This is a genomic window from Ruegeria sp. E8, from assembly GCF_056533985.1.
The window spans coordinates 44,619-60,945 of record NZ_JBQFOY010000011.1 but is presented as its reverse complement, the minus strand read 5'-3'; the positions used below and the strand labels follow the sequence as shown (position 1 = coordinate 60,945).

18 protein-coding genes are annotated in these 16,327 nt (G+C 57.2%); 10 read left to right on the top strand and 8 right to left on the bottom strand.

Annotated features, from left to right (window positions below; translation table 11 throughout):
* Positions 1-95 precede the first annotated feature (95 nt).
* A complete protein-coding gene (locus tag ACR0LF_RS14830) occupies positions 96-1,262 on the bottom strand; it encodes an aminotransferase family protein (protein ID WP_480581283.1) in 1,167 nt (388 codons plus the stop codon).
* Positions 1,263-1,362: 100 nt separating this feature from the next.
* Here ACR0LF_RS14830 and ACR0LF_RS14825 point away from each other — a divergent pair, with 100 nt between their 5' ends.
* From ACR0LF_RS14825 to ACR0LF_RS14815, 3 genes are read left to right on the top strand one after another with little or no spacing between them, the layout of a single operon-like run.
* Positions 1,363-1,485 (top strand): hypothetical protein, encoded by a 123-nt coding sequence (locus ACR0LF_RS14825; RefSeq protein ID WP_480581285.1) that lies wholly within the window; start codon positions 1,363-1,365, stop codon positions 1,483-1,485.
* Entirely contained in the window at positions 1,485-1,811 is a 327-nt protein-coding gene (locus ACR0LF_RS14820; RefSeq protein ID WP_480581288.1) for a hypothetical protein, read from the top strand. Before ACR0LF_RS14825 ends, ACR0LF_RS14820 begins: the two co-directional genes overlap by 1 nt.
* A 45-nt stretch (positions 1,812-1,856) precedes the next feature.
* Positions 1,857-2,189: a carbon-nitrogen hydrolase family protein gene (locus ACR0LF_RS14815; protein ID WP_480581290.1), complete on the top strand. Its 333-nt coding sequence runs from the start codon at positions 1,857-1,859 to the stop codon at positions 2,187-2,189.
* A gap of 284 nt (positions 2,190-2,473) precedes the next feature.
* On the opposite strand, the gene ACR0LF_RS14810 is transcribed toward ACR0LF_RS14815, so the two are convergent.
* Genes ACR0LF_RS14810 through ACR0LF_RS14800 form a run of 3 tightly spaced genes read right to left on the bottom strand, consistent with a single transcriptional unit; the run spans position 2,474 to position 6,187 of the window.
* On the bottom strand, positions 2,474-3,244 hold the full coding sequence (locus tag ACR0LF_RS14810; RefSeq protein ID WP_480581296.1) for an enoyl-CoA hydratase-related protein: 771 nt from the start codon (positions 3,242-3,244) through the stop codon (positions 2,474-2,476).
* Position 3,245: 1 nt separating this feature from the next.
* On the bottom strand, positions 3,246-4,559 hold the full coding sequence (locus tag ACR0LF_RS14805; protein ID WP_480581299.1) for a ferric reductase-like transmembrane domain-containing protein: 1,314 nt from the start codon (positions 4,557-4,559) through the stop codon (positions 3,246-3,248).
* Positions 4,559-6,187, bottom strand: a complete 1,629-nt coding sequence (locus tag ACR0LF_RS14800) for an AMP-binding protein (protein WP_480581301.1) — start codon at positions 6,185-6,187, stop codon at positions 4,559-4,561. The genes ACR0LF_RS14805 and ACR0LF_RS14800 overlap by 1 nt, the downstream gene beginning before the upstream one ends.
* 152 nt (positions 6,188-6,339) lie before the next feature.
* On the opposite strand from ACR0LF_RS14800, the gene ACR0LF_RS14795 reads away from it, so the two are divergent.
* From ACR0LF_RS14795 to ACR0LF_RS14780, 4 genes are all read left to right on the top strand, one after another.
* Positions 6,340-7,146, top strand: a complete 807-nt coding sequence (locus tag ACR0LF_RS14795) for a DUF6502 family protein (protein ID WP_480581302.1) — start codon at positions 6,340-6,342, stop codon at positions 7,144-7,146.
* 2 nt (positions 7,147-7,148) lie between these two features.
* Entirely contained in the window at positions 7,149-8,042 is an 894-nt protein-coding gene (locus ACR0LF_RS14790; RefSeq protein WP_480581304.1) for a DUF5666 domain-containing protein, read from the top strand.
* Positions 8,043-8,159: 117 nt separating this feature from the next.
* Positions 8,160-9,431 carry a D-arabinono-1,4-lactone oxidase gene (locus ACR0LF_RS14785; protein ID WP_480581307.1) on the top strand — a complete coding sequence of 424 codons (1,272 nt, stop codon included), beginning with the start codon at positions 8,160-8,162 and terminating at the stop codon, positions 9,429-9,431.
* The gene (locus ACR0LF_RS14780) at positions 9,428-10,564 is read left to right on the top strand and encodes an alanine racemase (RefSeq protein WP_480581310.1); all 1,137 of its coding nucleotides are present in this window, start codon (positions 9,428-9,430) and stop codon (positions 10,562-10,564) included. Before ACR0LF_RS14785 ends, ACR0LF_RS14780 begins: the two co-directional genes overlap by 4 nt.
* A 161-nt stretch (positions 10,565-10,725) precedes the next feature.
* Here ACR0LF_RS14780 and ACR0LF_RS14775 read toward each other — a convergent pair whose 3' ends face one another.
* Complete coding sequence (locus ACR0LF_RS14775) at positions 10,726-11,916, bottom strand: zinc ABC transporter substrate-binding protein (protein ID WP_480581313.1); 1,191 nt, start codon at positions 11,914-11,916, stop codon at positions 10,726-10,728.
* 57 nt (positions 11,917-11,973) lie between these two features.
* On the opposite strand from ACR0LF_RS14775, the gene ACR0LF_RS14770 reads away from it, so the two are divergent.
* Genes ACR0LF_RS14770 through ACR0LF_RS14760 form a run of 3 tightly spaced genes read left to right on the top strand, consistent with a single transcriptional unit; the run spans position 11,974 to position 14,035 of the window.
* Positions 11,974-12,486 (top strand): transcriptional repressor, encoded by a 513-nt coding sequence (locus ACR0LF_RS14770; protein WP_480581316.1) that lies wholly within the window; start codon positions 11,974-11,976, stop codon positions 12,484-12,486.
* A 2-nt stretch (positions 12,487-12,488) separates the two neighbouring features.
* A complete protein-coding gene (locus tag ACR0LF_RS14765; RefSeq protein WP_480581317.1) occupies positions 12,489-13,238 on the top strand; it encodes a metal ABC transporter ATP-binding protein in 750 nt (249 codons plus the stop codon).
* Entirely contained in the window at positions 13,238-14,035 is a 798-nt protein-coding gene (locus ACR0LF_RS14760; protein WP_480581320.1) for a metal ABC transporter permease, read from the top strand. The genes ACR0LF_RS14765 and ACR0LF_RS14760 overlap by 1 nt, the downstream gene beginning before the upstream one ends.
* On the opposite strand, the gene ACR0LF_RS14755 is transcribed toward ACR0LF_RS14760, so the two are convergent.
* From ACR0LF_RS14755 to ACR0LF_RS14745, 3 genes are all read right to left on the bottom strand, one after another.
* Positions 14,032-14,343, bottom strand: a complete 312-nt coding sequence (locus tag ACR0LF_RS14755) for a non-heme iron oxygenase ferredoxin subunit (protein WP_480581323.1) — start codon at positions 14,341-14,343, stop codon at positions 14,032-14,034. The two genes, ACR0LF_RS14760 and ACR0LF_RS14755, sit on opposite strands and share 4 nt — an antisense overlap.
* A 90-nt stretch (positions 14,344-14,433) precedes the next feature.
* Positions 14,434-15,282, bottom strand: a complete 849-nt coding sequence (locus ACR0LF_RS14750) for a 3-methyl-2-oxobutanoate hydroxymethyltransferase (protein WP_480581324.1) — start codon at positions 15,280-15,282, stop codon at positions 14,434-14,436.
* A 1-nt stretch (position 15,283) separates the two neighbouring features.
* Positions 15,284-16,312, bottom strand: a complete 1,029-nt coding sequence (locus tag ACR0LF_RS14745) for a fatty acid desaturase (protein WP_480581327.1) — start codon at positions 16,310-16,312, stop codon at positions 15,284-15,286.
* Between the last annotated feature and the right edge of the window lie 15 nt (positions 16,313-16,327).

Below are 16,327 nucleotides of genomic sequence, written 5' to 3'. Positions count from 1 at the left end.
GGCCGAGTCTTTCTCATCTCAACTCCTTAGCGGTTACGATGAGCCAGAAACCCTCTCTTATCAAATCAACCTAAACTGTCCCATTGGCGCTGACGTCAGACAATTTCTACAAACCGATCATAAGCGTTCAATGCCTTGGGCAGCGGTGCCATGGTTTCGCGGTCCGAGACAAACTCGAACACGGTCAGCAGCCCTTTGCCGCGCACATCGCCAATAAATGCATACCGATCCATCAGGTCGCGGAGCCCGGCCATCAGCACATCCCCCATGACGCTGGCATTGGTCGTCAGATCTAGCCGGTCAATCACGGCCATCACGGCCAGCCCGGCCGAACAGGCCAGTGGATTGCCCGCATAGGTATGCCCATGCGCAAATCCACCGGCATCCAGAACAGTGTTAACCATCGCTTCATCCGCGATCATCGCCCCAAGCGGCGCATAACCCGCGCCGAACCCCTTGGACAAAGCGACAAGGTCCGGACGCACATTCCAATGTTCCGAGGCCAAAAACGCCTCGGTTCGCCCGACCCCTGACATCACCTCATCCATGATCAGCAAAACGCCGAATTCGTCACAGATCTCGCGAATTCTGCCGTAAAAGCTGTCGGGTGCCATCAGCGCCCCTGTGGATGCGCCGCCTACGGGTTCCATCGCAAAGGCCAGTACGGTCTCGGGCTCCTGCGCGATGATCTCATCCCGCAGCATCTCGGCATATTTGAGCCCGCGTTCGTGATCCGACAGATTATCGCGATCCAGGTAACAGGTCGGTGCGGGGATTTTCGGCATATCCTTGTAAAGTGGCGTGAACGCATTTGTCAGCGGCCCATAGCCGGTGATCGCCAGCGCCCCCAGCGTCGAGCCATGATAGGATGGAAACCGTGAAATGACTTTCGAGCGTTTTTCCTGCCCCGAGGCTACGGCCCATTGCCGTGCGAACTTAACACAGGATACTACGGCCTCGGACCCGCCGGATACAAAGAATACCTTGCTTAGCCCCTTAGGCATTCGGTCGGCAATTGCCGTGGCCAGGTTTTCTACCGGGGCGTTTTCGAAATGCAGCCGGTAGGCAAAGGTGGCGTTGTCCATTTGCGCTTTCATCGCTGCCAGAACGCGGGGGTTGGAATGGCCAATATTGCTGACCATGGCCCCCGATGATCCGTCGATATACCGTTCACCATTTTGGCCCCAGATATAGATGCCTTCGGCGCGCTCGACCTCGGGGCGACGCCTTCGACTTTGACAAAACAGGTTTGACGTCTGCACAGGGTTTCTCAATTCGACAGATTCAGTTGGGTGAAGTGTTGCCCAAGCTTGTGTTTGAAAGCAGTGTGGCGCAAATAGATAATGCCTGTGACTGTTGTTGATGAAATCAATAAAAAACGCTGCTGAACAGGAAAAGCTGATCCGCGAGTTGGATTGGAACCTGCCGCGAACCTTCATGTTCGTTGTCCAGGAAGGCAGCATCACGCTTGCGCCGAGTGTCTGATGCGCCGCCAGCTTTCGGTTGGTCAGGCCCTCAAGCGGTTCGAGACCCCGCTGGGTACGCAGTTGATCGACCGAAGCCCCTCCCATTTTCGCGTCACTCCTGCGGGGCAGCGTCTTAACCAGGAGTGTCTGGACTTGTTCGGAAGCCTGGCGCGCGCAATCCAGAGCGCACAGGGCACCGAAGACATCGTGTCCGGCATGGTCAAGCTGGCTGTTCTCAGCCGGGCTGCCTTCAGTCGGGAGGACGAGATCGCGGAGCCGTTGGACGGGGCGTCGTTTGACACTTGGAAGGAGGTTGCCGTCGAGTTTGGCGCGCATGTGTCCTAGAGTTTTGCCGGCAAAGGGGCAGACGGCACCTTCATTTCCTTCGCGGTGGTCGCACTGAACGGTACGTTAGCCGGATACTATGACAAGCTGCATCTGTGCCAAAATGGCGCGTCGATGGAAAAAAGTTATTTCATCTCAGGGGAACACATATTTACGTTCAAGATCAATAAAATAACCATTTCCCCAATCATCTTCTATGACATCCGCTTGCCCGAGCTTTCACGGGTTCTGACCCTGAAGCACGGCGTCGAACTGATCTTGCATTGCGGCGCCTATTATCGTGACGAGTCCTTTAACACCTGGCACAGCTTTGCCACGACGCGTGCGATTGAAAACCAGGTTTTCTTCCTGTCGCTGAATCGCGCGGGGACGAGGTAGAGAAATTCGATCTACTGCTCGCCGTGGATGGATGAGAACAATCTGCCAGTGCGATTTGTCGACACAGCTGAGGACTTGCGCCAGTTGACCGTCAGCAAGGAGCAGCTGTTGCAGGCTAGGGAAGAATATACCTTCCTGAGGGACCGGCTGGCTGACCACGACGCGCTTTGAAAGGGCGGCGGCGTTGCCAGAACGTACTGTTACAGCCTTTGGTGACGAAGAAACTACGGATCTTGCCCAACTCGTGCGAAACTGTCGAACGCTCAGTCGATCCGACACTGCAATCAGGTCGAATGAAACTGCGGTTTTCGCTTTTCCAGAAACGCGGACATACCTTCTTGTTGAGCGGGCAATCCATATAGTGCGTGATATGTTTGCCGTTCGTATCTTAGCCCGGCGTCCAGCGTGCTGTGTTCCGCCATGTTAACGCAGGTGCGTGCCATGTTGACGATGTCAGGGGCATAACTGCCTATCGTCCGGGCCACATCCATCACCGTGCCTGCCAGATCTTCGGAGGGTACGACACGGCTGATCAAGCCCATTTGCAGCGCTTCATGCGCGTCGATCAACCGACCGGTCAGGATCATGTCCATTGCCCTTGCCCGCCCAATCAGGCGGGTGAGCCGCTGGGTTCCACCAATGCCGGGAATGCAGCCGATCTTGATTTCCGGCTGGCCGAATTTTGCGGTGTCCGAGGCAAGGATGACGTCGCACATCAATGCCACCTCGCACCCGCCGCCCAAGGCATATCCGCTGACCGCGGCAATCTTGGGCAGACGGAGCGCCGCGAACCTGTCCCAGCCCGCAAAGAAGTCGCGGGCCTGCATTGTGGCGTAAGTCTGAACCGCCAGTTCCGAGATATCGGCACCTGCCGCAAAGGCGCGGTCATTGCCGGTCAGGATCAGGCAGCCAATGTCGGGGTCGGCATCAAAGGTGGTCGCGGCGGCCAGAACTTCCCTCTCGACCTGCGAATTCAGCGCATTCAACTGATCAGGTCGGTTAAAGCGGATCGTTGCGACCCGCCCCTCGGTTTCAGTTTCGATTGTTTCAAACATCTCAGCTGTCCCAGATTGCGCCATAGGCGGGGATGCCCAGGCTTTCCATGTCATGCACGACCTTGCGCGTCAGTTTCTGGTTCGAGATCACGATGACCGCCTCGGCACCGCTGTCGTTGACGGCTTGCAGGGCCAACGCCGACAGGTTTGGTTTGCCGCGCGCATCGGTGTCCCAGATCAGAGGGTTTTCGGTATGGGCTTCGATCTCATCCACCAGCGCGTCACCATATGTCTTTCGCGGGCTGCGGGTGGACCAGATCAACCGGTTCGGAACGTCCTTGGCCAGCAGATGCGGCAGGATCGGACCGATGCCTGACCCGGTTCCTACATAAACAACCTTTTTGAACAGAACCTCGATCCGTGCGACACCGGACGTAGTGATGCCCTTGACCCAAACCTTTTGGGGTGGGTCGTCGATAAACCGGCCTGTCCAGTCTCCGGCCCGGCTGATTGCCAGCCGATAACCGGAAGCGCCCGGAACAGGGATATTGGCGAAAGAGTGATACTCGCCAAAAGGCGTGTGGCTGATCGCATTCGAACTGCCAGGAAAAGGCGTATCGCCATAGTCGAAACGCGCCAGAACCGCGTGGTTCGAAGGTTTCACGATCTCGACATCCACACGCTTTAGGGTCAGCCAGGGTGATAGGATGGACAATGTGATCAGACACAGCATCCAGAATGCCGGGCTTTGCAGCAGGTCTCCCCCGATATCCCGGGTGATCGAAACGGTCTGCGCCCAAAACAAGGCCAGCACTGTCCAGCCGACAAAACGATGGATTTTCTCGAACGTGTTGTGAAACTTTGCGCGGATCGGGCCCAGCGCTGAGACTATCATCAACGTTATAAGCGCGACCATCATCGCACTCAGACTCAGCGTCAGGTCCGACGGCAGCGCCGCCCCGTTTACCCGGTTCGATACCATGGCAAACAGCAAGAACCCGAACCAGATCGTGCCTGCGACCGTGCCACCGGAATGAAGCCCGCCGAAATGGAACACCTTTCCAGCGCCCCAGCGGATCCACAAGGGCCATGAGGTCGGTATGCGCGTTGCCAGCCAGAACAATGCGTTGACCACCCGTTGCTGTCGGATCAGGATACCGAGGCTCAGGTTGATCAAAGCCATATCGGCAATGGGGCTCAACGCATATGTGTCCCCTGAAAACCAGAACCCGTCTCGCAGGCCCATTGCGAATACACCAAGATTCACCACGGCAACCAGAAATGCCAGACGGCGATACTCCATCAAGGCGGGGTGGCGGGTGAACCGGCGCCAGTTCGGGGCGCGGGCTTCCAGGTTTGTTGTCTGTGTTGTCATCAGTTCAACTCCGTCCCGGTCTCGGCAATATGATCTTGCGCCCATTTCAGCAGCAGGCGCTTGTCCAGCTTGCCGCGCGGTGTGCGTGGCAACGTGTCCATCGGCATGACCATTGTGGGGCTGCAGTAATAGGGTAGGCGGTTGGCCACCGATTGAGCCGCCCGCTTCGGGCAGGCCGAAGCGGGAGAGATAAAGCTGACCAGATTGCGGCTGTCATATTGCAGCGTCACCGCTTGCTGACAGCATTCCGATGCTTCCAGCGCGCCGGACACACTGTCCAGTTCCACCCTGAATCCACGCACTTTGACCAGATCGTCGACGCGGCCGAAATGCTCAAGCTCGCCAGTTTCGGTCCACCGACCCAGATCGCGGGTGCGGAACATCATGTGGCCGGGACGGAACGGATCGGGACGATATCGTTCGGCCGTCAGATCGGGGTCGGCCAGATATCCGGCAGTGACACAATCGCCGCCCGCCCACATCTCGCCCTTCTGGCCAATGGGCAAGGGCTTAAGCTCTTCGTTCAGGATGTAGACGGTGTTGTTTGGTGTTGGGCGGCCAATCGAAAGGACTGGTTTCGAGGGGTGGTGCGGCTCGGCCGTATTGATGATCGTGGTCTCGGTCGGCCCGCAGGAATTGTAGAATGTGCAGAAGGATGCCCAAGCGTCGGCAAGGGGGCGAGGGCAGGGCTCGCCGGCGACGGCGGCCACTTTAACTTGCCGACAGCGCGAATGATCCAGCGCGTTCAGGATCGAAGGGGTTGCGATCAGAACATCGACCTGTTCCGCGGTCTCCTGAATCGAGCTCCCGCGTATGACCAGTGTCGCGCCGTTGGACAAAGCGCCCAGCGTTTCCCATGCGGCCATGTCGAATGCGATGGACAGGATTTGCCCGACCTTCAATCCCGGGCGCATGCCAAGATCGCCGGGTGCGGTCAGCAGGATGTTTGCAAGATTCCCATGAATGACCTGAACGCCGTTAGGCACCCCTGTTGTGCCGGAGGTGAACAGGATCATCGCCAGATCCCGTGGCCGGGCACGGTGCTGCAGGCCAGTTGGGCACGAGGCGTTCAGCATCGGGTCGAACATTACCGTGTCGATGGTAATCAGCGTCTGATCGCTTGCGACGGGCACCTGATCGGCCAGTGTGCTGAGGCTGAGCAGGACGCGAGAGCCAGTCACTTTGGCGACGTGACGCAAGGTGTCGGTCGGGGCGACACCGACATGTTGTGGTACATATGCAGCGCCCAGTTTCATCGCTGCGACAATGCCCACGACCATTTCAATCGAACGGTGCAGAAACAAGCAAACAGCGTCGCCGCGTTTTACCCCGTGGGCGCGCAGGACACCGGCCAGCCGGTTCGACGCCTCGTCCAGCGCTGCATAGCTGAGCCTGTGTCCAAGGCATTCAACGGCAATTGCGTTCGGGTTTCGCTGCATCTGGTAGAGCAGTGCATCCGCAATCGTCGCATGTCGCGGGGCCTGGCTGGCCCCCCAGCCAAAGCGACGAAACTTTGCCTGATCTGAAGGTGAAAGGTTTTCGAGCCCGTTTCGTTGATCAACAGGGCCGTAAGGGGGCAAGGGGAGGGGGTGATAGTCATTCAAAGGAGTGACAGAGAAATTCTGCATAGCGTTTTCCTTTTCTGAGAAGGTCACGCTTTAGTGATAATGGGAAAATTTCCCATTAAATGTCACATTCGATCACATTTTGGTCACGAAACCGTTTGAATGGTTAACGACAGGGATTAGCCTCCTAGGATCAGCGCGTAACGAGTAATGAAATGTCGAAGAACTCCAAGCCTCCTTTAGAATCCGCGCTTGCTGCGTTGCTGGAACCGCTGGCTCAGGCCATGGTTGCACATGGCGTGACGATTGGATCAGCAACCGAAGCGCTGAAACAGGCGCTGCTGGCTGCGGCTGAACAAAGCTCGGATTCGCCGCTCAGCGATAGTCGCGCCAGTCTGTTGACGGGTCTTCACCGAAAAGACGTTAAGCGGTTGCGCAATCTGGATGATGACACGCCCGAAAAACGCAGTTGCAGTGCGGCGGCATTGGTGATCAGCCATTGGGCAACATCGCCAGAGTTTCAGGACGCGTCGGGTGCCCCCCGGGTCTTGATAAGAAAAGGGGGCAATGACGGTCCGGGATTTGACGATCTGGTCCGTCTTGCCCGGATCGACATGGCGCCGGGAACCGTGCTGTCGATCTTGCTGGAGCAGAATATCGTCGAACAGCAGGAAACAGGGGCTCTGCGTCTGCTGACCCATGCCTTTCTTCCTTCGGGTGGTGGGGCGGAACAGGTGGCGGCCTATCAGGCGACCCTGTCCGTTCACATGAAAGCAGCGACCCAGAATCTTCTGGCCAAATCCGGAGAGGCCAGGAATTTCGACCGCGCCGTGCGGTATTCACACCTGTCAGCCGAGTCGATCGAAGAGTTGCGCAGGATTTCGGATGAAAGGGCGCAGGCGCTGTTGCAGGACATCAATGCCTTGGCGCGCAAGTTGCAGGACAAGGATCAAGAGGGTGACCACAAGGGTCGGTTTGCGTTGGGCGCGTATATCTTGCCGTCACCGGAAGAGGGGAAGTAAACATGTTTTCGTTTCCCCGAGCGTTGGCTGCAATCCTGCTTTCAGCTTTGCTATCTGTTTCCGCGCAAGCGCGTGACGACGAAGAACGTGAAGGCGGGATCATCGGCACAGGTATCGTCGGCACCATTACGCAGCTGGGCAGTATTCATGTGAACGGCCTGCGCATCCGGCTCGAAGACGCAACGCCTGTATCCGGTTCGTTGTTCCCGATGACCGCAAAGGACTTGCGCCCGGGGCACACGGTTGCGGTTGTTGCTGCGCATGATGATGAGGGCTGGTACGCGAGACATATCCGCAAGGTGTTGCCGCTGGTGGGGCAGGTTGCAGGGCTGAGTAATGGCGAGATGACCGTTCTGGGTGCGCAGGTTGCCGTTGCAGACTTACAGTTGGACGTTAATGCCGGGGATTGGGTCGCCGTCAGCGGATTGTGGAAGGACACCAAGGTCCTCGCGTCGCGGGTCGATGTTCTGGAAGGTAACGACCACGTCGCTCAATTGAGCGGGTCCTATTTGGGTGTGGGCCTCAGTGGAAATGTTATTGTAGGTGGCAGCGTCGTCACCGGGATAGAGCCGCGACATTTGAAACGCGGAGATCTGGTGCGCGTGTCAGGGCAGCCCGAGCCGAACGGGATCGCCGCAATACGGTTGGAGACAGGGTTGTTTGAACATCCCGTGGAGATTGTTCAGGTGGAGGGCTATTTCTCGCGTCCCCAACCCAGTGGTCTGTACACGATCCTGGGCAGCGGATTGATTGCCTTTACAGACCGGCCTGAGATGATCGATACCGGACACCGGGTCATTCAGTGTGGCGCAATGGGACGACTTGGGGGATTTCACGCTACCGATCAGACCGAACCCGCCTTGGACGCCGATCTTTTGACTGCATTGAATTGCTGAAAAAGGGCAGAATTATGCCTTTAAGTTCCGTAGGGTATCCTTTGACTTGACCTCTCCAACCCCGAAACTGGCTGAACAAACGCCTACTGAGCATTTCTGGCCACTGGGAGGAGCAACATGAAAGTATGGTCGAACTGGTCCGGAAGCGCCGTGGCCCGACCGGCGCGCCACGTGAGCGTGATGACCGAGAATGACCTGAGCGACCTTATAAAGGGTTCAACGGGCGCGATCCGCGCGGTGGGGGCGGGTCATTCGTTCTCGCCAATCGCTGCGGTTGAGGGCGGTACGCTGGTGTCGCTGGACGGGTTTGACCACGTTGAAGCCACCGGGCCCGGGCAAGCCCGACTTGGCGGTGGCGGGCGGCTTGGAGCGATTTCATCGAAACTGCACGCTCTGGGGCAAGCGTTTTTCAACATGGGTGATATCAATGACCAGACGCTTGGCGGCGCTCTGGCCACGGCCACCCACGGAACGGGGCTGAAATTCGGGTGCTATTCGTCGATGCTGTCTGAATTGACATTGATCGACGGGCGCGGCGAAAAGCGGGTGCTGTCGCGTGACAGCGATGCGGACTTGTTTCGCGCCATGGCCGTTGGCATCGGAACCGGCGGTATCGTGACCGATGCGGTGATGAATACCACAGCACCCTATCGCCTTGACCGAACGCGTTACGCCATCTCACTGAACGACATGCTTGATGATGTCAGCGCCCGTATGAACGCCTGCCGAAATGTCGAGTTTTACTACATTACAGGGTCAGGGCAGGCACTGGTGATGGAAAGCGAGGCCAGCGAAGCAGCCCCCGTGGCCAGACCGCCGGACCGCGATCAGGAGGGGCTGGCGCAACTGCGGCTTGCCGGGAAGCTGCTGGGATGGTCTCCGACAATTCGCCGTGCGGTGTTGGGCCGGATGATCAAATCGCATACGAGCGAGCATTTTGTCGAGGATTGGCATCTTGCCTTCCCAAGCGACCGCGATGGCATACGCTTCAACGAAACTGAGTATCACTTGCCCTTGGAAAATGGACCAAAGGCGTTGCGAGAAGTTGTAGCATTGATCGAAAAGAGCTTTCCGCATGTTTACTTTCCGATGGAGGTGCGGACTGTTGGTGCCGACGATCTGTGCCTCAGCCCGTTTTACCAACGCGATACCATGTCAATTGCCGTTCACCACGAGGCCGGGCGCCCCTTTGGTGCTTTGCTTCAGGCGGTTGAGACTGTTTTTCACAAGTATGGAGGTCGTCCACACTGGGGCAAAGTGCACTCGCTGACCTCAGCTCAATTTCGTACTCTGTATCCCGAATGGGATATGGCCATTGCGGCGCGGCGCGAGCTGGACCCGGATAACCGGCTTGTAACACCGTACATGGCGCAGTTGCTGGGGCTATGAGCGGCTATTTTGAGACACTGATTCAGGCGGTTGAGGGCGCTGGATTACACCGCCCGGTTCTGGTGCTGGATCAAACGCGCCTAAACGCCAACTTGGAACACCTAAGAACGACCGTGCCAAAGTCATTCAAGGTGCGGCTTGCTGACAAGTCCCTGCCGGTGCCGGATCTTCTTGAATCTGGATTTAAAGCGCTGGGCACCAACCAGATCATGTCGTTTCACCTGCCATTGACGGCGCGTGTGTTGGCACAGTTTCCGAAAGCCGAGGCGCTTATGGGAAAGCCCATGCCAGTGGAAGCAGCTGCTCAGTTTCTCAAAACCAGCCCCGATGCCGGACGCGTGACGTGGTTGATCGACAATGCAAAGACGCTGGCCTCTTATCGAACCCTCGCGACCGAAGCGGGGGTTTTGTTGAAAGTCGCTTTCGAGGTCAATATCGGGCTGGGACGCGGCGGATTTGAAACGCCTGAGGAATTGAAAGCGTGTCTGGCCAAGGTAGGAAACGCGCCTTTGATCCCATGTGGCCTGATGGGGTATGAGGCGCATGTAAATGCCCTTCCCGGATTTCTGGGAGGTGGCGCGCCAGCGCAAGCCCGCGCGATGGCACGGCTGGCGGCATTTGCAGAATGTCTTAAGCCGGAACAGAAGCAAATCATCAACACAGGTGGTAGTTCCACGGCTCTGGGCCTTCCAGCGGATGGGCCAGCCAATGATGTAACGCTCGGCTCAATTCTGGTGAAACCATCCGATTTCGATCAGGATCTGAACAGGGCTATTCAACCTGCAATCTTTATCGTGACTCCGGTGTTGAAGACCTGCGATCACGGTTTGCCCGGTCACACCCAATTGTCGCGCCTGTTGCGACAAGTACGGTTGATCCGGAAACGTATTGCTTTTTCATATGGCGGGAAATGGATGGCAAAGCCGGTATTTCCGCAAGGGCTGAGCAACAGCCCGTTTTTTAGCGCTTCGTCCAATCAGCATGGTTTTTGCCTGCCGAGCGGCTCTGACGCTCCGACACATTTCGTGTTTCGCCCTACCCAGTCAGAAGCGGTCTTGCAGCAGTTTGATACTGTGCATGTGTTTGATGGCAAAGGGATTGTCGGGCAGATGCCGCCATTTCCGATCTGTTAGAACGAGCTGATGTGCTGGTTGCCAGACACTCGATTTGACGGATCGTTTTTCGACCGGTCGAGTGTTCGACACATTCATCCCTTCAGCGCGGTTAACCTTCGGTTCCTTGCAGAGAGTTCAGCCCGGTCAGTGTTGCAAATGTGACCGGGCTGGAACGTGGATCAAAGGCACTCAGCCAAGGTTTTCGCCATGTTGCGAATGACTTGCGGATAGAGAGCCGTGCCTGGCTCAAGATCAGATCCAAGCGGGTCGATTACGCCGGTGTTGGCCTCGGTTCCATCCAGCACTGTTTCCACAATGCCTGGATTGAATTGCGGTTCCGCAAGAACGCAGTCGATACCTTCCTCGCGGATACGACCCTGAATTTCGGCGATACGTGCCGGGCTTGGGTCGGAGGCGTCGCCGATCGAGATTGCGCCAGCAGCCGGGAAGTCGAACGCATCCTCGAAATACTGGTAGGCGTCATGAAAAACGATGAAGTTCCTGCCGCGAACCGGTTCAAGCGTCTCAGCCACTTCTGCAGAAAGCGCGGCCATTTCCTCGCGTGCCGCTGCAGCGTTGGCAAAATACATACCCGCATTGTCCGGATCGGCTGACGACAGCTGCGCAGCGATCAGGTTCAGCCAGGTTTCGGCGTTTTCCGGTGAAAGCCATGCATGGGGGTCATGTTCGCCATGCGCGTGGTCGTGATGGTCATCATGCCCATCGTGGTCGGCATGTTCCTCATGATCGTGGTCATCATCCTTTGCATGGTCATCGTGATCATGCTCGTCATCATGCGCGTGTTCCTCATGATCTTTGTGTTCCGCATGATCGTGATCTTTGTCTTCCGCATGCTCATCATCATGATCGTGTTCTGCGTGCTCTTCGCCGTGGTCGTGATCGTCATGATCCTTGTCTTCGGCGTGCTCTTCATGATCATGGTCGTCATGGTCGTCATGGTCGTCATGGTCGTCATGGTCGTCATGGTCGTCCCCATGATCATGGGCCTCGAACAAAGCGCTTTCACGGAAATCCAGAAGCACTGTGCCTTCAGATTCCAGCAAGGACGTGACGGTCGCACCTTCGGCAAGGGTTTCGATTGCACCTTCCATCCAGGGCGTCAGATCTTCCCCCATCCAGAACACCAGATTGGCATCCTGCAACGCAGCAGCCTCGGACGGGCGCAGATTGTATTCATGAGGCGAGGCACCCGGCGCCACGATCAATGCAGGGGTTCCGGCGCCATCCATCACGCGCGCAACCAGCGAATGCACCGGAGCGATGTCGACCGCAACGTTTGGAACCTCTGCGATGGCCGTTCCGCCCATCAGTGCAGCCGTGATCGACAATGGAAGAAGCTTTCTGGACATCAGACCCTCTGTGTGATTTTATAACGTTGCGAGTGGCAATACATGATATGAAATAACATGACAAGAGATGCGCGCCCTATTCCGGCCGACGAAACGGCCCCGGTCGGGTTTCAGGAACATGATCACCAGAGTTGCGTGCAGTCTGCGCTGGCCACGGCTGAAGTGCGCTGCAAGGAAGAGGGGCTGCGCTTGACGCCCGTGCGTCGCAAGGTGCTGGAAATGTTGCTGCAAGAGCACCGGGCACTTGGCGCTTATGCAATCCTTGACCGCCTGCGCGATGAAGGGTTCGGATCGCAGCCTCCGGTCGCGTATCGGGCGCTCGAGTTCCTTGTTCAAAACGGGTTTGTGCACAAGATCGAGCGATTGAACGCATTTGTCGCCTGCTCTCATCCCGGTGCGTCGCATTCTCCGGCCTTCATGATATGCAGAAAGTGTGATGCCGTGGCCGAGGCACAGTCTGCTCCGGCCAAAGGTATTCTTGGGGCAGCCGCACGCGCGGCGGGTTTCGAAATTGAGCGCACGGTTGTAGAAGCCGAGGGTCTTTGCCCCGACTGCACCGAAAAGGCCTGAAAATGACGCTCGTCTCTGTCGAGAATCTCAGCGTGAGCTATGGCGCAAACACTGTTCTGCGTCATGTGGATATGATCGTCGAACCTGGTGAGATTGTCACCATTGTCGGGCCGAACGGCTCGGGTAAGACCAGCCTGTTGCGGGCCATCATTGGTGCGACCAAGCCTAGCGCTGGACAGGTGTCGCTGAAACCCGGTTTAAAGGTCGGATACGTGCCACAGAAACTGCATGTCGATCCCACTCTGCCGATCTCTGTTGAGAGATTCATGCGCCTCACGGACCGCGTTTCACGCCGTCAATGCGTCGATGCGCTGGAAACGGCGGGTGTCCCTGACTTGTTGAAACGTCAGATGTCACAATTGTCGGGCGGGCAGTTTCAGCGGGTGTTGCTGGCTCGGGCGCTGATAAACCAACCTGACGTCTTGCTGCTGGACGAGGCGACTCAGGGGCTGGACCAGCGTGGGTCGGCAAGCTTCTATCAGCAGATCGAAGCGGTGCGGCGCGAAACCGGGTGCGCCATCCTGATGATCAGCCATGAATTGCACGTGGTCATGAGCGCGTCGGACAGGGTGATATGCCTTAACGGGCATGTCTGCTGCGAGGGGTCGCCAGCGGTCGTTGCTTCGGCACCCGAGTATCGGGCTTTGTTCGGCACTGGCACCGGTGGTGCGCTTGCCCTTTACCGGCATGAACATGACCACCACCACGACTACCACCACCACGATGAAAACCCCCAGAAAGCGGCTGAATGATGCTTGACGATTTCATGATGCGGGCAACGCTCGCCGGTATTGGCGTTGCTTTGGCGGCCGCACCACTTGGGTGTTTCGTGGTGTGGCGCCGTATGGCGTATTTCGGCGACGCAACTGCACATGCCGCCATTCTGGGCGTCGCACTGTCGCTTTCGTTCCAAATGTCCATCTTCCCCGGCGTATTGGTTGTTGCGCTGATTATGGCAATGGCCGTAACTCTGCTGGCCGGGCGCGGCTATGCGATGGATACGTTGTTGGGTGTCATGGCCCATTCCTCGCTTGCCTTTGGACTGGTGGCGGTTTCCTTTCTGTCCGGTGTGCGCATTGACCTGATGGCGTATCTGTTCGGTGACATCCTTGCGGTGTCACGTTCGGACTTACTTGTGATCTGGGGTGGCGCGGCACTTGTCGTGGCGCTGATTACATGGCGTTGGGCCCAGCTTCTGACGGCGACTTTGAATGAGGAGCTTGCTTACGCCAGCGGTTTCGATCCCAAGCGCGAACAGTTGATCCTGACGCTGTCGCTGGCCGTAACCGTAGCTGTGGCGATCAAGGTTGTGGGGGTTTTGCTGATCGCGGCCATGCTGATCATTCCGGCGGCAGCCGCGCGAAATTTGGCGCGGTCACCGGAATCCATGGCTTTGATCGCAGCCGGGATAGGAGCGTTTTCCGCCGTTGCAGGTCTAAGGGCGGCTTATGTCTTCGATACTCCGGCTGGGCCTTCGATCGTCTGCGTGGCGGCGGTATTGTTTACCTGCCTCAGCCTGGTCGGATGGCGAACACAAGGTAAGGCTTAACAGACCTGCACAAAAACGCGGTCATCACGCACTTCGACCGGATAGGTCTGCAGGTTTTCCGAAACAGGTGCAGACAACGCTTTGCCAGAGCAGATGTCGAAACGCCCACCATGCAATGGGCATTCGATTACGCAATCGATCACAAGGCCGTCCTCAAGGCTTTGTTCTTCATGCGTGCACATCAGATCAGTGGCAAAGAATCCCTTTTCGGTGTTGTAGATGGCGATTTTGCGACCCTCATGTTCCCACGCAATGAGGTCTTCTTCGTCGATCTCATCAGTGGCGCAGGCGTCGATCCATTGGCTCATGTCGTTGCTCTTGGCTGTTCAGGTTCTGGGGAAGAAGGCTGTGTTCCATGAGGTTTCAGCCCGGTTAAGCGGATGGATTTTAACCGGCGCTTACTGATGTGTTGGCGTCCATTTATCCAGCGCTTCAAGGAATTTTTCCTTTTCACCCGCATGCATCGAGATGTTGGTTTGGGGATATGGGAAGTTACCCGCAGTGACTTCGCGATGAAACTCTCCCAATGCGGCGACGCGTTCTTCGTGGATTTGCTTTTGCAATCGCCCGACCTGTCCGAAGGCGTAGGCGTGTTTGGGCGGCGTATCTTCTTCGCTGGCCTCGCCACAGATATCGGCCACAAAGGAAAAAACAGCATCCCCGGCCAACCCGGACCCCAGCGAAAAGGTGACGACGCTGGTCTTGTCGTTGACGGCCTCCAACACCTCTTCGGCTATGCACTCTGCTTCAACGGCAAAAACACCGACATCTTCCATGCGTTTCAGGGTGGTCCAGATTTGCATCGCCTCATCCGCTTTGCGGCCAAAGGCACGCAAGCCCCCGCAATGATGGCTGAAGGTGGGGATCAGGCCGATATGGCTTTGCACCGGAATACCTTCGCGCGCCATGCGCTCCATCACGTCAAACGAGCGCAGAGTGTAGTACATGTCCGCGCCGCGCCGCATGGCTTCAAAGGCATGGGCGACGATCTCGTCATCAGAACCGAATTGCGCCCAGCTTGATCCTGCCCCGGTGAAATGCGCGGGGGCCAGCTCGCGCACATCTTCCATCTGCTCGGTGCCGACCACCAGAAGGTCAATACCAGCTTCGACACAGGCTGTGATCTGATCCCGGTCCGCCGGGTTGGCCATGGACAGCGTTTTGCCAGACCCCTTCAGCGCTTTCAGGTCCGACACGGTGTAATTGCGCGTTGCCGGATTGCGACTGAAATCATAGATCCGTTTCATGTTACATTGTCCTTTGGGCTACACGGGCGACAGGCCCGCCTTCTGTGATCATATGCGGCGCCTGACGGATCGAGGCGGCACGGGTCGGTTTTCCCAGCGTCCTGCGCAGGGTGACAACAAGAACTTCCCAATTGGTCCGGAAAAAGCCGGGATCCGGTGCGGGAACCTGATCCTCAACGGCCGAGGCCAGATCGGGCAGCGCATAGAACGGAACGTTGGGATACAGGTGATGTTCAACGTGATTGCACATGTTCATATACAGGAAATTGCCCAGCCAGTTGCTGCGGAAAGACCGCGTGCTCTCAAGGATCGAAGGCGAGTTTTCCTGTAGCTCAACGTGTTGGATCAGCGTGAACAGCAGCATGACAGGCGCGCCCAGAACACGGGGGATCACGATGAACCAGACCGGCCACCAGATGCCGACGAAGGGTGCAATGGCAATCAATGCATAGATCGCCAACATGACGCGGGCGTTGCGCGACATCTTCGCGAACTCACCCTCGGGCGTCACCATCTTCATGGTTTCGGTATAGTGGCCAATTGCCAGATGCCAGAACACCTGCATGTGAAACCGCAACAGGCCAAAGCCTGTGACTTCCGTCAGCCAGCCGCCAAAACCCATCGGAGTGTCAAACGGCATCTGACTGTCTTTGCCTACATGCCAGGTGTGCGTGTGGTGATTGGTATGGGTATAGCGCCGGTGCAAAGGCTCTTCCATATAGAGCAATGAAGTGACCCACAAAACGCATTCATTCAACCAGCGCGAGCGAAAGGCCGTACCATGCGCCGTCTCGTGGCTGAAGGAATAGGCCGGAACTGTCAGAGCGATTCCGTGAACAAACATCGCGGGCCACATCCAGAGGGTCCGCAGGTTCAGCCAGATTAGCGCGCCAGTCAGGCCAAGTGTCGCAACCCATTTGCCCAGATAGATCAGGCCGGGTCGGTCGGATCTGGCGGCAAGAGCTTTGAGGGTTTTCTTATCCAGTTTCACACCTGACGAGGCGGCGTTGGTGGGAACATAATCTGGCATGGTATCTCTCGGCTT